General features: G+C 75.5%; 14 protein-coding genes, 1 tRNA gene and 1 pseudogene. 9 read left to right on the forward strand and 7 right to left on the reverse strand.

Features of this window, described 5'->3' with window-relative positions; all coding sequences use genetic code 11:
* Both ACFSBI_RS15450 and ACFSBI_RS15455 read right to left on the reverse strand, forming a co-directional pair.
* A partial coding sequence (locus tag ACFSBI_RS15450) for a hypothetical protein (RefSeq protein WP_377936499.1) occupies nucleotides 1–2,147 on the reverse strand: 2,147 nt, incomplete at its 3' end.
* Nucleotides 2,148–2,214: 67 nt separating this feature from the next.
* A tRNA-Val gene (locus ACFSBI_RS15455) sits at nucleotides 2,215–2,287 on the reverse strand.
* A 177-nt stretch (nucleotides 2,288–2,464) separates the two neighbouring features.
* Between ACFSBI_RS15455 and aceE the strand changes: the two genes are divergently transcribed.
* From aceE to ACFSBI_RS15490, 7 genes are all read left to right on the forward strand, one after another.
* Nucleotides 2,465–5,191, forward strand: a complete 2,727-nt coding sequence (gene aceE, locus ACFSBI_RS15460) for a pyruvate dehydrogenase (acetyl-transferring), homodimeric type (protein ID WP_377936501.1) — start codon at nucleotides 2,465–2,467, stop codon at nucleotides 5,189–5,191.
* 3 nt (nucleotides 5,192–5,194) lie between these two features.
* Complete coding sequence (locus tag ACFSBI_RS15465) at nucleotides 5,195–6,499, forward strand: PucR family transcriptional regulator (RefSeq protein ID WP_377936503.1); 1,305 nt, start codon at nucleotides 5,195–5,197, stop codon at nucleotides 6,497–6,499.
* 10 nt (nucleotides 6,500–6,509) lie between these two features.
* A complete protein-coding gene (locus ACFSBI_RS15470; RefSeq protein ID WP_377936505.1) occupies nucleotides 6,510–7,532 on the forward strand; it encodes an NADPH:quinone reductase in 1,023 nt (340 codons plus the stop codon).
* 35 nt (nucleotides 7,533–7,567) lie between these two features.
* Complete coding sequence (locus ACFSBI_RS15475) at nucleotides 7,568–8,473, forward strand: ACP S-malonyltransferase (protein WP_377936506.1); 906 nt, start codon at nucleotides 7,568–7,570, stop codon at nucleotides 8,471–8,473.
* A gap of 37 nt (nucleotides 8,474–8,510) precedes the next feature.
* Nucleotides 8,511–9,515 carry a beta-ketoacyl-ACP synthase III gene (locus ACFSBI_RS15480; RefSeq protein WP_377936508.1) on the forward strand — a complete coding sequence of 335 codons (1,005 nt, stop codon included), beginning with the start codon at nucleotides 8,511–8,513 and terminating at the stop codon, nucleotides 9,513–9,515.
* Nucleotides 9,516–9,606: 91 nt separating this feature from the next.
* On the forward strand, nucleotides 9,607–9,855 hold the full coding sequence (locus ACFSBI_RS15485) for an acyl carrier protein (RefSeq protein ID WP_377936510.1): 249 nt from the start codon (nucleotides 9,607–9,609) through the stop codon (nucleotides 9,853–9,855).
* A 24-nt stretch (nucleotides 9,856–9,879) separates the two neighbouring features.
* Nucleotides 9,880–11,139, forward strand: coding sequence for a beta-ketoacyl-[acyl-carrier-protein] synthase family protein (locus tag ACFSBI_RS15490; RefSeq protein WP_377936512.1), 1,260 nt, complete (start codon nucleotides 9,880–9,882; stop codon nucleotides 11,137–11,139).
* Between the two features lie 432 nt (nucleotides 11,140–11,571).
* On the opposite strand, the gene ACFSBI_RS15495 is transcribed toward ACFSBI_RS15490, so the two are convergent.
* The 5 genes from ACFSBI_RS15495 to ACFSBI_RS15515 all read right to left on the reverse strand — a co-directional run bounded on the left by ACFSBI_RS15495 (nucleotide 11,572) and on the right by ACFSBI_RS15515 (nucleotide 17,690).
* Complete coding sequence (locus tag ACFSBI_RS15495; RefSeq protein ID WP_377936513.1) at nucleotides 11,572–12,078, reverse strand: DUF3145 domain-containing protein; 507 nt, start codon at nucleotides 12,076–12,078, stop codon at nucleotides 11,572–11,574.
* 170 nt (nucleotides 12,079–12,248) lie between these two features.
* Nucleotides 12,249–13,181, reverse strand: a complete 933-nt coding sequence (locus tag ACFSBI_RS15500) for a quinone oxidoreductase family protein (RefSeq protein WP_377936515.1) — start codon at nucleotides 13,179–13,181, stop codon at nucleotides 12,249–12,251.
* Between the two features lie 37 nt (nucleotides 13,182–13,218).
* A complete protein-coding gene (locus tag ACFSBI_RS15505) occupies nucleotides 13,219–14,856 on the reverse strand; it encodes a bifunctional 3'-5' exonuclease/DNA polymerase (RefSeq protein WP_377936517.1) in 1,638 nt (545 codons plus the stop codon).
* 22 nt (nucleotides 14,857–14,878) lie between these two features.
* Nucleotides 14,879–15,712: a DUF1684 domain-containing protein gene (locus ACFSBI_RS15510; RefSeq protein ID WP_377936519.1), complete on the reverse strand. Its 834-nt coding sequence runs from the start codon at nucleotides 15,710–15,712 to the stop codon at nucleotides 14,879–14,881.
* 64 nt (nucleotides 15,713–15,776) lie between these two features.
* Complete coding sequence (locus tag ACFSBI_RS15515) at nucleotides 15,777–17,690, reverse strand: S9 family peptidase (RefSeq protein ID WP_377936521.1); 1,914 nt, start codon at nucleotides 17,688–17,690, stop codon at nucleotides 15,777–15,779.
* A gap of 87 nt (nucleotides 17,691–17,777) precedes the next feature.
* Between ACFSBI_RS15515 and ACFSBI_RS15520 the strand changes: the two genes are divergently transcribed.
* Nucleotides 17,778–18,044: a hypothetical protein gene (locus ACFSBI_RS15520; RefSeq protein WP_377936523.1), complete on the forward strand. Its 267-nt coding sequence runs from the start codon at nucleotides 17,778–17,780 to the stop codon at nucleotides 18,042–18,044.
* 51 nt (nucleotides 18,045–18,095) lie between these two features.
* Nucleotides 18,096–18,566, forward strand: a pseudogene (locus tag ACFSBI_RS15525) (M23 family peptidase); the annotation flags it as partial.

Here is an 18,566-nt window from a genome sequence, read left to right on the forward strand (position 1 = left end):
GCCCACGCGGCGACCGGCACGCCGGCGAGCCCGGCCACCGCGAGCAGCCCGGGCGCGACCCCGACGCCCGCCGACAGCAGGCCCAGCGCGGCCGCGAGCGCGACCAGCACGGCCGCGCCGACGCCGAGGCGCTCGCTGCTGCCGAGCAGCCGCGCGGCGGAGGCGCCGGCGGAGCGGATCAGCAGCAGCGGCAGCACGACCGAGGCGACGACGAGGACGACCGCGAGCGGCGCCGAGAGCGCGGCAGCGCTGCCGTCCGACAGGGCCGAGGCGAAGGCGTCGGCGGGATCCCCCGCCGCGCCCGAGGCGACGGCGAGCCCGAGCGCGAGGACGATCGCGGCGACGAGCGCGCCCACGACCGTGCCGATCGCGCTGCCCACGCTCGACGCGATCCCCGACCGCCAGCGCGCCGTGTCCGCGCCCGCCAGCAGGAGCACCAGGCCGATGCCGGCCCCGGCGGCGGCCGCGGCGAGCGGCGCTCCGCCGCCCGCAGGACCCGCGGCCGGGGCGAGCAGCAGCACGAGGAGCACGGTCGCGACGACCGCCAGCGCGCCGAGCACCTGCACGACGATGCCGAGGGCCCTCACCGGCAGCAGCGCGAGGACCGTCGCGGCGAGCCCGACCGCCGCCGCGGCGGCGAGGCCCGCCGATGCGGCCGAGCCGCCGAGGGCGCCGGTGCGCGCGATCCAGGCGGACAGGAGGGCGGCGGCCGCGAAGACGGCCCCGCCGGAGGCCACGACGCGGGCGAGCAGCAGCACGACGGCCCACGCGGTGCCGGCGGTGCGGCCGAACGCCTCGGTCTCCTCGAGGTCGGTCGGCTCGGCAGCGGCGGACCAGGCCGCGGAGCGCACGGCGGCCGGGGTCAGCAGCGCTGCCCCGAGCAGCAGCGGCAGCACGTCCGCCGGACCGGAGCCGGCAGTGCCGAGCCCGAAGGAGACGAGCAGCAGGAGCGGCGCGGCGAAGGCGCCGACCCAGCGGCCGGCGACGCCGACGCCCCGGCTGCCGGTCGGCGACGGCGGGACGACGGGCAGCTGGAGGATCGCGGTGCGCACCCGCTCGATGAGCAGCGGCGCGGTGCGCGGCCTCGGCGTCGTCACCGGCAGGTCGATCGCTCCCGACGTCGCGGCGCTCACGCGGTGGTGGTCCGTGACGACGTCGTCGACGCCCTCGTCGTCCGGCTCGCGGACCTCGAGGACCGGGAGCGGCTGCGGCGCCGGCGCGGGCGGGACCGCCTCGGGCGCCGGCTCGGCCCGGCGCCGCGCGCGCCTCGGGCCGCCGGACGGGCCGGGCCGCTCCGGCGCGGAGGCCGCGTCCGGCTCGCGAGGGGCATCGCTCCGCGGACGGGCGACGGGCATCGCCACGGTCGGCGCGTCGGCCGGCCCGGTCACCGGCGGCTCGTCGTCGTCCCAGGGCGACCGCGGACGGCCGATCGCGCGCAGCGACTGCTCCCAGTCGGCGTAGAGCGTGTTCGGCACCACGACCGGCCCGGTCCCGCGCACCCGGTCGCGGACCGGGTCGGTCGTCGGCGGCGAGGCGTGCCGCGCGCGGGGCGCGGGCAGGTCCCCCTGGTCCGCCAGCATCTCGTGCAGCAGCGCGGCGGTGGGCTCCGGCAGCGCGACCGGGCCGGTCGGCAGCACCCGGCCGATCGGCTCGGCGGGCGGCACCTCGGACGTCGACGGCGGGACCCAGCCGCGTCGGCGGCGCACCGGCTCCTCGGCGGGCGAGGAGGGCAGCGCGCGGTCCTCCTCGTCCGCCCAGGTCAGCACGTCCCGCACGCGCCGGCCGGACGGCTCGGAGGCCGGGGCGAGGTCGACGGGTGGCGGGCCGAAGGGCTCGACGGGCTCCGCGGCCCGCCGGCCGGACGGGCGCTGGAGCAGCAGCGGCGCCTCCTCGTCGGACGGTCCGTCCGGGAGGGCGTCGTCCGCCACCTCGAAGGCGGCGTCCTCGAGCGGGACTCGGGCGGCCGCAGGCGGCTCGGCCGGGCGGAGCGCAGCGGGGTCCGGCTCGTCGGCGCGGAGCCGCACCGTCGGGAGGGTGGGCATCGCTCCGGTCGCGTAGCGCTGCAGCTCGGCCGCGAGCACGTCCGCGAGCTCGTCGTCGTCGTGCACCTCGCCCGCGGCGCCGGGAGCCGACCGGTCGTCCGCCATGGCGGTCATGGTAGCCAGCGCCCCGCGGCCCGGCTCGGGCTCCACAACGCGTGTCGAGGCGCGGCGGTGGGCCCTGCCGGATTCGAACCGACGACATCCACGGTGTAAACGTGGCGCTCTACCGACTGAGCTAAAGGCCCGCGCTCCGGAGGGTACGCCGGTGGCCGCGGAGGGGCCGGGAGACCGCCGCACGCCCACCGGATGCGGGACCGCCCCGCACTAGACTCCCGGCCGGATCAGGGCCCGCGGCACGCCGATCCGCCGAACCCGGCGGGCGGCCGCGACCACGGGGTCCGCAACGAGGAAGTGAGCAGCGGGTGGCGGTCAACGATCAGAATCCGTATCTCTCCGGCACGCTCGACCGCGACCCGGCCGAGACCGCGGAGTGGATGGAGTCCCTGGACACGCTCGTGGCGAGGGCGGGGCACGAACGGGCGCGCGAGATCATGCTCAGCCTGATCGGGCGCTCGAAGGAGCTGCAGCTCGGCATCCCGATGGTGCCGACCACGGACTACGTGAACACCATCGCGCCCGAGGACGAGCCCGCGTTCCCCGGCGACGAGGAGATCGAGCGCCGCTACCGGGCGTGGATCCGGTGGAACGCCGCGATCACGGTGCACCGGGCGCAGCGCCCCGGCATCGGCGTCGGCGGCCACATCTCGACCTACGCGTCGTCCGCGGCGCTCTACGAGGTCGGCTACAACCACTTCTTCCGCGGCCCGGACTTCCCGGGCGGCGGCGACCAGGTGTTCTTCCAGGGGCACGCCTCCCCCGGCATGTACGCCCGGGCGTTCCTCGAGGGCCGGCTGTCCGAGCAGGACCTCGACGGCTTCCGCCAGGAGCGCTCGCACGCGCCGCACGCGCTGTCGTCCTACCCGCACCCGCGGCTGATGCCGGAGTTCTGGCAGTTCCCGACCGTGTCGATGGGCCTCGGCCCGATCAACGCGATCTACCAGGCGCAGGTCGCCAAGTACCTGACGAACCGCGGGCTGAAGGACGCGGCGGAGAGCCACGTCTGGGCGTTCCTCGGCGACGGCGAGATGGACGAGGTCGAGAGCCGGGGGCAGCTGCAGGTCGCGGCCAACGAGGGCCTCGACAACCTGACGTTCGTCATCAACTGCAACCTGCAGCGCCTCGACGGCCCGGTGCGCGGCAACGGCAAGATCATCCAGGAGCTCGAGAGCTTCTTCCGCGGCGCCGGCTGGAACGTGATCAAAGTCGTCTGGGGCCGCGAGTGGGACGACCTGCTCGCCCGCGACACCGAGGGCGCGCTGCGGCAGGTCATGAACCAGACGCCGGACGGCGACTACCAGACCTACAAGACCGAGAACGGCGCCTACGTCCGCGAGCACTTCTTCGGCCAGGACCCGCGGGCCCTGAAGCTGGTGGAGGACTACAGCGACGAGCGCATCTGGAACCTGAAGCGCGGCGGCCACGACTACCGCAAGGTGTTCGCCGCCTACCAGGCCGCGATGGACCACAAGGGCCAGCCGACGGTCATCCTGGCCAAGACCATCAAGGGCTACGGCCTCGGCCCGAGCTTCGCGGGACGCAACGCGACCCACCAGATGAAGAAGCTGACCCTCGACAACCTGAAGCAGTTCCGGGACGACCAGCAGATCCCGATCACGGACAAGCAGCTGGAGGAGAACCCCTACCTGCCGCCCTACTACCACCCGGGGCAGGACGACGAGGCCATCCAGTATTTGCAGGAGCGCCGCCGCGCTCTCGGCGGGTACGTCCCGCAGCGCCGCGTCGAGCACGCGCCGGTGACCCTCCCGGACGCGAAGGCGTACCAGGTCGTGAAGAAGGGCTCGGGCACGCAGCAGGTCGCGACGACCATGGCGTTCGTCCGCCTGCTGAAGGACCTCGTCCGCACGAAGGGCTTCGGCGCGCGGGTCGTGCCGATCATCCCGGACGAGGCCCGCACCTTCGGCATCGACGCCTTCTTCCCGACGGCGAAGATCTACAACCCGCGCGGGCAGCACTACACGTCCGTCGACCGCGAGCTGCTGCTGGCGTACAAGGAGAGCCCCCAGGGCCAGATCCTGCACGTCGGCATCAACGAGGCGGGCGCCCTCGCGGCCTTCACCGCGACGGGGACCTCCTACGCGACGCACGGCGAGCCGCTCATCCCGGTCTACGTCTTCTACTCGATGTTCGGCTTCCAGCGCACGGGCGACGCGCTCTGGGCGGCCGCCGACCAGATGACGCGCGGCTTCCTGATCGGGGCGACCGCCGGCCGCACCACCCTGACCGGCGAGGGCCTGCAGCACGCCGACGGGCACTCCATCGCGCTGGCGGAGACGAACCCCGCGGTCGTGACCTACGACCCGGCCTACGGCTACGAGATCGGCCACATCGTGGCCGACGGGCTCGAGCGCATGTACGGCGGCAGCCACCCCGAGCCGAACGTCATGTACTACCTGACCGTCTACAACGAGCCGATGGCCCAGCCGGCGGAGCCCGAGGACCTGGACGTCGAGGGCGTGAAGCGCGGCATCCACCTCATCAAGCGCGGCGAGGGCAGCGGCCCGCGCGTGCAGCTGCTCGCGAGCGGCGTCGGCGTGCCGTGGGTGCTCGAGGCGCAGGAGCTGCTGGCGAAGGACTGGAACGTCGCCGCGGACGTGTGGAGCGTGACCAGCTGGACCGAGCTGCGCCGCGACGGCCTCCGCGCCGAGCAGGACGCGTTCCTCGACCCGAACGCGGACCGGCGGACCCCCTTCGTCACCGAGAAGCTGGCGCCCACCGAGGGCCCCGTCGTCGCGGTCAGCGACTACGCGCACTCGGTGCCCGACCAGATCCGCCAGTTCGTGCCGCGCACCTACGTCACGCTCGGTGCGGACGGGTTCGGGTTCTCCGACACCCGTGCCGCGGCGCGCCGCTTCTTCCACATCGACGGACCGTCGGTCGTGGTGCGGGCGCTCGAGGCGCTGGCCGAGGAGGGCAAGGTCGACCCGTACGCGGCCGCCCAGGCCGTCGACCGCTACCGCCTGCACGACGTGAACGCCGGCACGTCCGGGGCGGTCGGCGGCGACAGCTGACCCGTGGCCAGGTCGAAGGCGGAGACCCTCGCCTGGCTGCGCCAGATCGCCGGCGAGCTGGCGACCGCCACGCTCAAGCGGCTCGAGGACGAGCTCCCCTGGTACCGCGAGATGCCGCCGGGCCGACGCAGCAGCGTCGGCCTGGTGGCGCAGGCGGGTATCCGGTCGTTCATCGGCTGGTACGAGGACCCGGCGTCGACCCCGTGGATCGCCGCCGACGTGTTCGGCGCGGCGCCGCGCGAGCTGCTGCGCTCCGTCAGCCTGCAGCAGACGCTGCAGCTGATCCGGGCGACCGTCGAGGTCGTCGAGGAGCGCGTGTCGAGCACGAGCGACCAGTCGCTGCGCGAGCCGATCCTGCTCTACTCCCGCGAGATCGCGTTCGCGGCCGCGGACGTCTACGCCCGCGCGGCCGAGGCTCGCGGCCTGTGGGACGCCCGGCTCGAGGCGCTCGTCGTCGACTCGATCCTCTCCGGCGAGGCGGACGACGCCCTGCCGAGCCGCATCGCGGCGCTCGGCTGGCACGGCCACGGCGAGGTGGCCGTGATCGTCGGGTTCACGCCGCGCCTGCTCGACGTCGACCAGGTGCGCCGCACGGCGCGGCACCTCGCGGCCGACGTCCTGATCGGCGTGCAGGGCAACCGGCTGGTGCTCGTGATCGGCCGGGCCGACCCGGTGCGCAGCTGGCCCGTCGGCGTGGAGCCGGTGCCGCGACCGGAGGACGTCGAGCCCGCGCCCGAGCCGGCCGGCGACGACGCGCCGCCGACGTCGTTCCTCGAGATCGCGAAGGGCCTCGAGGACGCGTTCGGGCCGGGTCCCGTGGTGCTCGGCGACGCCGTCCCGGACCTCGTCGCGGCGTCCCGCAGCGCCCGGGCGGCGCTCGCCGGCTTCGCCGTCGCCCGCGCGGTGCGGCACGCGCCGCGCCCCGTCGAGGCCGACGACCTGCTGCCCGAGCGGGCCCTCGCGGGCGATCCACTCGCGCGCAGCACGCTCGTCGCCCGGATCTTCACTCCCTTGAAGGACCACCCCGGCCCGGAGCTGCTGGGCACGCTGTGGGCCTACCTCGACAACGGGCGCTCGCTCGAGGCGACCGCCCGCGAGCTGTTCGTGCACCCGAACACGGTGCGCTACCGCCTGAAGCGCGTGACCGAGCTGCTCGGCTGGGACCCCACCGGCGCCCGCGAGGCGATGGTGCTCCACGCCGCGCTGATCCTGGGTGCGATCAGCGAGCCCCAGACCCGTCGCCGCTCCCCCGCTGAGCCCGGCCCGGCGAGCCGGTCGCGGAGCGGACGGGCAGGCGGTGCGCCGTAGCGTCGCGAGCATGCGCGCGATCGTCCACGACACCACCGGCGACTCCTCCGTCCTGCGACTCGAGGAGCGCCCCGAGCCGCAGCCCGGCCCGGGCGAGGTGCGGGTGCGCGTCGCGGTGTCCGGCGTGAACCCGACGGACTGGAAGCGGCGGAGCGGCGGCAGCGGCCCGGTGCAGCCGGGTACGACGCCGAACCAGGACGGCGCGGGCGTGGTCGACGCGGTCGGTCCGGGCGTCGTCGCCCCCGTCGTCGGCGAGCGCGTGTGGATCCTGCTCGCGCAGCACGAGCGGTCGACCGGGACGGCGCAGGAGGCCGTGGTGCTGCCCGTCGAGCGCGTCGTCCCGCTGCCGGAGGGCGCCTCCTTCGACCTGGGCGCGAGCCTCGGCGTGCCGGCGCTCACGGCGCACCGGGCGCTGACCGTCGACGAGGGCGGACCGGCCCGCCTGGCACCGGGTGTGCTCGAAGGCAGGACGGTGCTCGTCACGGGCGGCGCCGGCGCGGTGGGTCACGCGGCGATCCAGCTGGCCGCGTGGGCGGGGGCACGCGTGATCACGACGATCTCGAGCCCGGAGAAGGCGGCACTCGCCACCGCGGCGGGCGCCCACCACGCGGTCGACTACACGGGCGACGACCCGGCCGCGGAGATCCGGCGGCTCGTGCCCGACGGGGTCGACACGGTCGTCGACGTCGACCTGATCCGCAACGCGGGGCTCGTGCAGCAGGTGCTCGCCGGGAGCGGCACGGTGGCGGTCTACGCGAACAGCGGCACGGACCTCGTGCTGCCCATGCGGCCCTTCATGGCGCTGAACGCCCGCGTGCAGTTCGTGCTGCTCTACGGCGTCGACCCGGCGACGATCGCCGCGGCGACGGCGGACGTGACCGACGCGGTGCGCGACGGCGCGCTGCCGGTCGGCGAGCGGGCGGGCCTGCCGCTGCACCGGTTCCCGCTGGAGCGGACGGCGGACGCCCACGACGCCGTCGAGGCCGGCGCGGTCGGCAAGGTGCTCATCGACGTCGCCCCGGACGCCGGCTGAGCGATCGACCCGACGCGCGCGGCAGACTGTCGGGCGTGATCGTCGTCGTCGCGCCCGGCCAGGGCTCGCAGTCCCCCGGCTTCCTCAACCCCTGGTTGGAGGTCGACGGCGTCGCCGACCACCTCCGGCGTCTCGGCGAGGCGGCCGAGCTCGACCTCGTGGCGCTCGGCACCACCGCGGACGCCGACACCATCCGCCGCACCGAGATCGCGCAGCCGCTGATCGTGGCCGCCGGGCTCGTCTCCGCAGCGCTGCTCGAGCGTCCGATCGCGGCGGTCGCCGGTCACTCGGTGGGCGAGGTGACCGCCGCGGTGCTCGCCGGCGTCCTGACCGAGGAGGACGGCATGCGGCTGATCGCGGTGCGGGGCAGCGCGATGGCCGAGGCCGCGGCCCGCACGCCGACCGGGATGAGCGCCGTCGTCGGCGGTGACGAGACGACGGTCCTCGAGCGCATCGCGGCCTGCGGGCTGACGCCCGCGAACCGCAACGGGGGCGCCCAGATCGTCGCCTCGGGCGCCCTCGAGGGCCTCGAGGCACTGCGCGCCGACCCGCCGGCCGGCGCCCGGGTGATCCCGCTGCAGGTGGCGGGGGCGTTCCACACCGAGTACATGCGCAGCGCCGTCGACGAGCTGCGGGTCATGGCCGGCGCGCTCGAGCCGACGCGGCCGTCCGCGCGGCTCTGGACGAACCACGACGGCAGCGCCGTGGACGACGGCGCGGCCTTCCTCGACCTGCTCGTCGGGCAGGTCGCGTCGCCGGTACGGTGGGACCGCACGATGGAGTCGTTCGCCGAGGCCGGGGTGACCGGCATCGTCGAGCTGGCTCCGGCCGGCACCCTGGTCGGGCTCGCGAAGCGGGCGATGCGGGGTGTCCCGGCGATCGCTGTGAAGACGCCCGCGGACCTCCCCGCGGCGCGCGAGCTGCTCGATCGGACCGCATGAACCACCTCCTCCCGTGCGCGACGGACGCGGGTCGTCCGTGACCGCGCTCGCCCAGACGACCGGCGCGCCCGGTTCCCGCATCCTCGCCTTCGGCGCGTCCCGAGGCGACCTGGTGGTGCCGAACGCGGACCTGGTCGGCCCGATCGACTCCTCCGACGAGTGGATCCGCCAGCGCACCGGCATCGTCGAGCGGCGCCGCGCGTCCTCCGCGGTGGACACGATCGACCTCGCGACGGAGGCCGCGAAGGAGGCGATCGCGTCCGCCGGGATCGACCCGTCCCGCATCGGGGCGGTCCTGGTCTCGACGATCTCGAACTCGGTGCAGACGCCGTCGCTGGCCGCGCTGCTCACCGAGCGCGTCGGCGCGACGCCCGCCGCCGCGTACGACATCTCCGCGGCGTGCGCCGGCTTCACCTACGGCGTCGCGCAGGCGGACGCCTTCATCCGGTCCGGTCTCGCCGAGTACGTCCTCGTCGTCGGCGCGGAGAAGCTGTCGCAGTACGCGGAGCCCACCGACCGCACGATCTCGTTCCTCCTCGGCGACGGCGCCGGTGCCGCGGTGCTCGGCCCGTCGGACGAGCCGGGTGTCAGCGCGAGCGTCTGGGGCTCGGACGGGGCGAAGTGGGACGCGGTCGGCATGGACTCCTCGCTCGCGGCATACCGCGACGGCGAGGGCGCCGTCGCGTGGCCGACGCTGCGCCAGGACGGCCGGGCGGTGTTCCGCTGGGCGGTCTGGGAGATGGCGAAGGTCGCGCAGCAGACGCTCGAGACCGCCGGGATCACCACGGACGACCTGGCCGCCTTCATCCCCCACCAGGCGAACATGCGCATCGTCGACGAGCTGGCGAAGCAGCTGAAGCTGCCGCCGACGGTCGCGATCGCCCGCGACATCGCGCACACCGGCAACACGTCGGCGGCGTCGGTGCCACTCGCCGCGCACGCGCTGCTCGCCGAGCGGCCCGAGCTGTCCGGGGGCCTCGCGCTGCTGATCGGGTTCGGCGCGGGCCTCGTGTTCGGCGCGCAGGTCGTCCGCCTGCCCTGACGGCCGGAGGACGGGTCGCCGCCCTCCCAATACACTGACCACCGACCGACGCCGCGATCTCGTGGCGCCACCGAGAAGGAGAACGAGCCCCATGGCCCAGTCCACCGAAGAGGTCCTGTCCGGCCTCGCCGAGCTGATCAGCGACGAGACCGGCATTGCGACCGACACCGTCGAGATGGACAAGTCCTTCACGGACGACCTCGACATCGACTCCATCTCGATGATGACGATCGTCGTCAACGCCGAGGAGAAGTTCGACGTGAAGATCCCCGACGAAGAGGTCAAGAACCTGAAGACGGTCGGCGACGCGGTGAACTTCATCACCGCGGCCCAGTCCTGAGGCCGTAAGGAGCACCACCCCTTCATGGTTCCCCCGTCCCCGTCGTCGGGCTCGTCGCGACAGGTCGTCGTCACGGGCCTGGGTGCGATCTCCCCGATCGGGGCGACCGCCGAGGAGTCCTGGTCCGAGCTGCTCGCCGGCGCGTCCGGCGCGCGGTCGCTCGAGCACCCGTGGGTGGAGGAGCTGGGCCTGCCCGTCACCTTCGCCGCGCAGGCGAAGGTCGAGCCGGACACGGTGCTCGAGCGGATCGAGGCGAAGCGCCTCGACCGCGGAGCACAGCTGGCGCTCATCGCGGCGCGGGACGCCTGGCGCGACGCCGGCTCGCCCGAGGTCGACCCGGACCGGCTCGGCGTCGACTGGGCGACCGGCATCGGCGGCGTGTGGACGCTGCTGAACGCGTGGGACACGCTGCGCGAGAAGGGGCCGCGCCGGGTGCCGCCGCTGACGGTGCCGATGCTCATGCCGAACGCCGCCGCGGCCGCGATCGAGATGGAGTTCCGCGCGCGGGCGGGCGCCCGGACCGTGGTGTCCGCCTGCGCCTCCAGCAGCGAGTCCATCGGCAACGCGCTGGACCACCTGCGGCTCGGCTACGCCGACATCGTGATCGCCGGCGGCACGGAGGCGTGCATCCACCCGCTGCCGATCGCGGCGTTCGCCCAGATGCAGGCGCTGTCGAAGCGCAACGACGAGCCGGGCATCGCCTCGCGCCCCTACGACGCGCAGCGCGACGGCTTCGTGCTCGGCGAGGGGGCCGCGGCCCTGGTGCTGGAGACCGAGGAGCACGCGCGGGCGCGCGGCGCCAGGATCTACGCGCGGCTCGTCGGCGGCGCGGTCACGAGCGACGCGTTCCACATCAGCGCGCCGGACCCCGACGGCTCCGTGCCGCGGACGATGGAGCTGGCGCTGCGCGACGCGGGGCTCAGCGCCGCCGACGTGGACCACATCAACGTGCACGCCACGAGCACCCCGGTCGGCGACATCGCCGAGTACAAGGCGATGCGGAAGGTCTTCGGCCACGCCCTGGACGGGATCCCGATCAGCGCCACCAAGGCGTCGACGGGGCACCTGCTCGGCGGGGCCGGCGCGATCGAGGCGCTGTTCACCGTGAAGGCGCTGTCGGAGCGCGTGGCGCCCCCGACGATCAACCTGACCGACCCGGATCCCGAGATCCCGCTCGACGTCGTCACGTCGCCGCGGGCGCTGCCGGACGGCGACCTCGTCGCCATCAGCAACTCCTTCGGCTTCGGCGGGCACAACGCCGTGGCGGTCTTCACGACCGTCTGAGCGCCGCGACCGCCCGCCGGCCCGCTCTCCGCACGGGGAGCGGGCCGGCGGCGTCCCGGAGGGTCCGAGTCGCGGGCCGAGGTGGTCTCGAGGCTCGCTCCGCTCGCACCTCGACCAGCGGCCGGGCGGGTGAGCCCGGATGTCGCGGGCTGCGCACCCGAGCGCGCCTTAGCGCGAGGGAGCAGCAGCCTTCGACGCGCTCGCGCGTCGAAGACCATAGGTACAGGGAAGAGCCCCCGGGCGGTACCCATCCGCACGGGGGCTCTTCGGGCCACGGAATGCAGTGGTTCGAGGGCCGCTACCCATACAGCCCGAACTCTGAAGAAGTCGCATCCGCGGACGAGGGAAAAGGTATTGGATCCGGGGGCCGGGACGGCGGGTGACACGCCGAGGAATGACAAAGATGTCATTCGATTCCCTGAGACCGGCGGATCAGACTGCCGAGCGGTGCAGCCAGGTGACGGACGAGCTGCCGATGGCGTGCCGGAAGGGCTCGAGCTCGTCGTCCCACGCCTGCCCGAGGGCGAGGCGCAGCTCGCGGTGCAGCTCGATCGCGCTGGTGCCGGCCGCGTCCATCGCGGCGCGGATGCGGTCCTCGGGCACGACGACGTTGCCGGCGGCGTCCGTCTGGGCGTGGAAGATCCCGAGGTCGGGCGTGTGCAGCCAGCGGCTGCCGTCCACGCCGTCGCGCGGGTCCTCGGTCACCTCGAAGCGCAGGTGCTCCCACCCGCGCAGCGCCGAGGCGATCGCGGCACCCGTGCCGGGCGCACCCTCCCAGTAGTAGTCGGTGCGCTGCGAACCGCGCAGCACGGGCTGATCCGCCCACGCGAGGTCGACGGCGTGGCCGATCTCGCGGCCGACCGCCCACTCGACGTGGGGGCAGAGCGCCCTCGGCGACGAGTGCACGTACAGCACGCCGCGGGCAACAGCGGTGACCATGGATTCGTCCTCCGTTCGAACAGATGCGTCTTCCCCAACGAACCTGGTGAACGGCTCTCGACCGGTGCCACCGATATGAAATTAGCGCGGGCCTATTCGGCCCTCGGGAAGTATGCCGGACGACACGCCGGACGATCAACCGACTTCTTCGTCACCGGCGTGGCGCGCGTTCAGGGGACGAGCGCGAGCTTGCCGCCCGGGTGCCCGGTCCGGAGCAGCCGGAGCGCCTCCGGAGCCTCCTCGAGGGCGAAGGTGCGCGCCACCGGCACCTCCAGCCGCCCCGCCTCGGCCAGCGCGACGACGCGGGCGCGCGCCTCGTCCCGGTACTGCCGGCTGTTCTCGCCGCCGCGAGCCCGTACCCCGAACCGCTGCGCGAGATCGGGCGCGACGACCGTGAGCACGCGCGCGCGATCGGCGACCAGGGCGACCGACACGGCGAACGCCTCCTCGGTGCCGGCGCAGTCGAACGCCGCATCGATCCCGTCCGGTGCGAGGTCGCGCACGCGCTGCTCGAGCCCGTCGCCGTAGGCGACCGGCTCCCCGGCGAACCGGCGCACCTCGTCGAACCGCTCGGGGCTCGCCGTGCCGATCACGCGCACCCCGAGCTCGCGGGCCTGCTGCAGCAGGCTCACCCCGACCGCGCCGGAGGCGCCGTGCAGGAGCACGGTCTCGCCGCCGCGGACGCCCGCCTCGTGCAGCAGGTCGGCCGCGGTCGTGCCGGCGAGCAGCAGGTTGGCCGCCTGTGCGTCGTCGAGCGCGGCCGGCGCGCGGAGGACGTCGCGCGCTGGCACGAGCAGCGCGGACGCGTAGCCCCCGGTGACGCGGAAGGCGACGACCCGGTCGTCGACGGCGCCCCCGCCGCCGACGATCGACGCGCCGGGGCCGAGAGCGGCGATGGATCCGACGACCTCGAACCCGGGGCGCAGCGGCACCTCGCCCCCGCCGCGCTCGAGGGACTTGAAGTCGGCCGGGTTCAGACCCGCGGCCGCGATGCGGACGAGGACCTCGCCCGGGCCCGGGTCGGGCAGCTCCGCCTCCACGAGCCGGAGCACCTCCGGCTCGCCCGGTCGATCGGCGATCATCTGACGGGCACGGGTCGGCATGCCGTCAGTGAACGCGCCCGTGACTGGGACCGGGCCGTCAGCCGGCGTCCGAGTAGCGCTCGACCACCGCGACGTCCAGCGGGAAGTCGATCGGGAAGTCGCCGAACAGCAGGCGGCCCGCCGTCCTCGCAGCAGCCCGGACCGCCGCCTCGACCTCGGCGGCGAGGGCGACCGGCGCGTGGACGATCACCTCGTCGTGCAGGAAGTAGACGAGCTGCGGGCGTTCGGCGAGCTCTCCGTCGCCGAGGAGCCAGAGCCGCTGCCGCAGGTCGGCGAGCCAGCAGAGCGCCCACTCGGCGGCGGTGCCCTGCACCACGAAGTTCCGGGTGAAGCGGCCCCGGTCCCGCGCTGCGGCACGGGCTCGGCGCTGCAGCGCGTCGTCCGCCTCGACCCCGCCTCCCGCTGCGATCGCGGCGCGGTGGGCGGCACCGGGCGGCGGAGAGCCCCGACCGAGCAGGGTGTGGACCGTCCCGCCCCGCTCGCCGTCGCGCGCGGCCTGCTCCACCAGGGCGAGGGCGCGCGGGAACCGCTGGGCGAGCCGAGGGACGAGACGCCCTCCGTCGCCGCTCGTGGCGCCGTAGAGGGCGCCGAGCATGCCGACCTTCGCGCTGGCGCGGTCCGCGACGGCGCCGGACGCGACCATGCCGTCGTAGAGGTCGCGACCGTGGCCGGCCGTCGCCATCGCCCGGTCGTGGGCGAGGCCGGCCAGCACGCGCGGCTCCAGCTGCGCCGCGTCGGCGACCACGAGGCACCAGCCGGGGTCGGCGACCACCGCGGATCGGATCTGCCGAGGGAGCTGCAGCGCTCCCCCGCCGCGGGTCGCCCATCGGCCGGTCACCACCCCGCTCACGACGTAGTCGGGGTGGAAGCGGCCGTCCCGCACCCAGGCGTCGAGCCAGTGCCAGCCGTTCGCGGCGTGGAGGCGGGCGAGCTTCTTGTAGGCGAGCAGCGGCGCGACGACCGGGTGCTCGACCCGCCGCAGGTCGTCCGCACGGGTGCTCGCGACCGCGATGCCGGCGAGCCGGAGCGCGCGAGAGAGCTCGACCGGCGAATCCGGGTTGAGCGCCGGAGCCGTGAGCGCGGCGCGCACCTCCTCGACGAGCGCCTCCAGCCGCGCGGGCCGCGCACCCGCCGTCGGACGCGGCCCGAGCAGGCCGTCGAGCACGCGCAGGTGCTCTGAGGCCGACCACGGCAGACCGGTCACGCGCATCTCCGCGGCGGCGAGCGCGCCGGCCGACTCGGCGGTGATCAGCAGTCGCAGCGCACCCGGGCGCTCCGCTCCCTCCAGCAGCGACAGCTGCCGGCGGTGCTCCTCCGCGGCCGGCGGCGTCGGCGCGACGTCGATCCCGAGCGCGCCGTCGTCCGCGGCGAGCGCGGGGTCGTCCCACTCGTCCCGAGGCCACGCGGCGGCCTCGGGAGTGCCGGCGGCGCGCCGGAGCACCGCACGGGCGAGGCGCAGGTCCCAGGCCCGGCCGACCCGGACGCCGGCGGCGAGCAGCACCGGGTAGACCCGCGGGGTGTCCCACACCCACCGGGGGTCGTCGCGGCGCGCGAGGACGACGGCGGCGAGCCCCGCGGCATCCACCCGCAGCGACCGCTCGCCCTCGCGCACGAGGAAGCTGTCGCCCTCGGGGTCGACGACCACCGCGCGCGCCGGTGCGTGATCCGCGTCCACCGCCGGACCGCAGCGCCCCGCGTCAGTCGTGCAGCGGCGTCCCGTCGGCGCCGAGCACCTGCTGCTCGCCCGCCTCGACGCGGAACGGGAACCGGTTCTGCTGCGGCGGCATCGGGCAGTTGAAGTTGTAGCTGAACGCGCAGGGCGGCAGGACCGCGTAGTTGAAGTCGAGCGTGATCGTCCCGTCCGGGTTCGGCGCGAGGAACAGGAAGCGGCCGACCCCGTAGGTCTCCTCGCCGCTCGTCGCGTCGGCGAAGACCAGCTGCAGGCGGTTGCCGTCCTTGAAGGCCGCGATGCGGTACTGCTCGCCGCCGATCTCGACCGCGATGTCGCCCGGCACCGGCAGCTCCCGCGTGGCGCCGTCGTCCTTGATGTGCGAGAAGCCGACCGTCGTGCCCGCCGGGTTCGGGGTGAAGGTGCCGGTGACGACCCAGTCGGGGTCGTAGTCGAAGACGCCGATGCCGCCGAACCCGCGCACCGCCTCGCTCTCCGCGTCCCACACCCGCAGGGCGTACTGGCCGTCCTCGCCGCGGATCACGGTGCCGGTCGTGTGCTCGTCGAACACCACGGCCGACGGCTGCGGGTCGTCCTTGCCGCGCACCACCGCCGTGCCGTCCACCACCTCGCCGTCCACCACGACGCCGTCCGCGGCGGTCGCGGTGACGGTCAGGCCGGACTCGCCCGCCGCCCGCGGCGCCCAGGTGCCGGGGACGCCCCAGATCGTCTGCTCCTCCCCCACCCACTGCGTGTTGACGAGGGCGAGGAAGCCCTGGCGGCTCGCAGCCGCCTGCTCGCGCAGCGTGTGGAACCGCGCTCGGCGGTCGGTCGGGGTGGCGACGGCGGCGGTGTCGGTCACGGGGGTCCTTCCGGTCGGGATGGGACTCGCAACGTAGCGGGGCCCTCGGACCTTCCCGCGCCGCTCAGCGCTCGAGCGGCAGCACGGGGACGCCGGGCGGCGTGAAGCCGAGGACCTGGCCGAGGAACGAGATCGCGGCCTCCTGGGCGGCGATCAGCGTGGCGGTGCCGCGGAAGCCGTGCCCCTCGCCCGGGAACTCCAGCAGCGCGTGCGGGATCCCCCGCTCGTGCGCCGCGTCGCGGAAGCGGCGCGACTGCGCGGGCGGCACGACGCGGTCGTCCAGCCCCTGCAGCAGCAGCACCGGCGCGCTCAGGCCGTCGACGTGGTTGATCGGCGCCCGCTCCGCGTAGACGTCCGCCGCCTCCGGCCACGGGCCGACGAGGCCGTCGAGGTAGCGGGCCTCGAAGTCGTGGGTGTCCTCCGCGAGCGCGACCAGGTCCGCGACGCCGTAGCGCGAGATCCCCGCCGCGAAGTCGTCCGCGCGGGTCAGCGCGCTCAGCACCGTCCACCCGCCGGCGGACCCGCCCTCGATCGCGAGCCGCTCGCCGTCCGCGACGCCGGCCGCCACCAGCCCGCGCACGACGGTGAGGACGTCGTCGACGTCGACGACGCCCCACTGCCCGTCCAGCCGCTCGCGGTAGGCGCGGCCGTAGCCGGTCGATCCGCCGTAGTCCACGTCGGCGACCCCGATGCCGCGGCTCGTGTAGTAGGCGATGGCCGGGTCGAGGCGCACCCCCGCCTGCGAGGTGGGGCCGCCGTGGACGTGCACCACGTAGGGCGGCAGCGCGCCGTCCGGCCCGCGATGGCCGGGCAGGTGCGGCGGGTGCAGGACGACGTGCACGCCGTCGACCTCGCGGCGCTCCGCCGGCGGGAAGACCTCGCGCGGCAGCCCCTCGACCCCGGCGCGGACCAGGCGGAACGTCCCGGCCGCGACGTCCAGCTCCCAGAGGGACACCGGGTCGGCCGCCGACGAGTCGACCAGCAGCGCGCGGCCGTCCCGCAGGTCCTCCCAGGAGGTGCGGGAGCGGTCGCTGCGGAGCACCCGCCAGGCGCCGTCCGGCCCGATGCGGCGCTGCTCCTCGCCGCCCAGCGTCGAGGTGGCGAGGAAGCCGCCGTCGGGCAGCGGCAGGTACCACCGCTGACCGAGCACCCAGAGCGGACCGCCGGTCTCCCGGTCCTCCGCGACCACCGGCGAGGGACCCCCGGTGCCGTCGCGCAGCAGGTTCCACCAGCCGGAGCGGTCCGAGCACAGGGTGAGCCCGCCGCCCTGCAGCCACTCGGGCTGCAGCGCCGACTCGCCGGGGCCGCCCGCGACGACGCGCCACGAGGTCACCCGGCCGTCCACGAGGCCGCCGACACGCACCTCGGCGGCCTCCCAGGGCATGTGCGGGTGGTCCCAGGCGACCCAGGCGAGCCGGCGGCCGTCCGGCGCGATGCGCGGCTGCGCGAGGAACCTGGAGCCGGCGACCACGCTCGTGATCGCGTCCGCGGCCGTGGCCGCGGAGCCGTCGAGCGGCACGAGGACGAGGTCGCGCTCCACGTCGCCCGGGCCGTCGCCCGTGCGCGTCTCGCGCACCGCGAGCACGGTGCCGGGCAGGCCGGGGACGAGCCCGCCGAAGCGGAAGCCGCGGTCCGCGGGGGTCAGCGGGACGGGAGCGGCGCCCGGTCGGTCGAGGCGGTGGAGGCGGTGGTCGCCGAGGTGCGAGAACACGACCGTCGAGCCGATCGCGGTCCACGCGCCGCCGCCGTACTCGTGGACGCCCGAACGCACGTTCCAGGGCGCCTCGAGCACGACCTCCGGCCCCTCCGGCGTCTCGCGCAGCAGCGCGGTCCGCCGCTCCGCCGCGACGGGCTCCGTCCACCAGACCTCGTCGCCGACGTACCGGGCCTCGTCGGGCGCGTGGCTGCCGCCGGCGACCGCGGCGGCGTCGAGCGGCGAGGGCCACTCGCCGTGGGGAAGGACCTCGATGCGCTCCACGCCCCGACGCTAGCGGCGCGCCCGCCTTGCCGACAGCCGCATCGCGACCTACAGTCGTCGAACCGAACACGTGTTCGAGGAGGCGGGATGGGCGAGACGATCGCGGCGGCGCCGGCGGCGACCCTGGAGTGCGGTCCGCGCGGGCGCCCGCGGCTGCTGCGCTGGGCGGGACGGGTGTTCCGCGTCACCGACGCGCCGACCCCGCTGGAGGACGCGCTCGGCGGGGCGCTGACGCATCCGCTGCCCGTGCGCGGGTGGCGGTTCCAGGGCACGAGCACCGAGGACGGCGACAGCCTCGTCTTCGACGTGCTGGCCTGCGCGGACGGCTGGCGCGTCGTGCACACCTACCGCTGACCGCACCGCGCGTCGCCGTCGTGGACGCGCGAGCCGACCTACCCTTGCCGGGTGCGGGCGGGGGCATGGCGGGGCGCTCGCGCCCTGCTCATCACAGGGGTGCTGGTGGCGGGCGGCCTGGTGGCGGCCCCGCAGGCCGCGCACGCCGCGTACGCCGACGACCCGACGTGGGCCGAGGTGCAGGCCGCGAAGCGGGACGTGGCCGAGAAGGCCGCCGCGGTGCAGCGGATCGAGTCGGCGCTGGGCGGGCTCGAGTCGGACGCCGCGCGGCTCGGCACCGCGGCGCTGGAGGCCGCGGCGACCGCGGGTGCGGCCGAGCGGCGACTGACCGCGGCACAGGCGACCACCGATCGCCTCGAGGGCGAGGCGGGCGCCGCAGCGCACCGCGCGACCGCCGCGCGTCGCACCGCAGGCGCCGTCGCCGCGCAGCTCGCCCGCGGCGGCGACCCGGCGCTCGGCGTCTGGCTCGCCGGGGACCGGTCGGGGTCCCTGCTGCGCCGGCTCGGCGCCCTCGCCAAGATC

It is taken from the genome of Amnibacterium endophyticum (genome assembly GCF_042680685.1).
Lineage (GTDB): Bacteria > Actinomycetota > Actinomycetes > Actinomycetales > Microbacteriaceae > Amnibacterium > Amnibacterium endophyticum.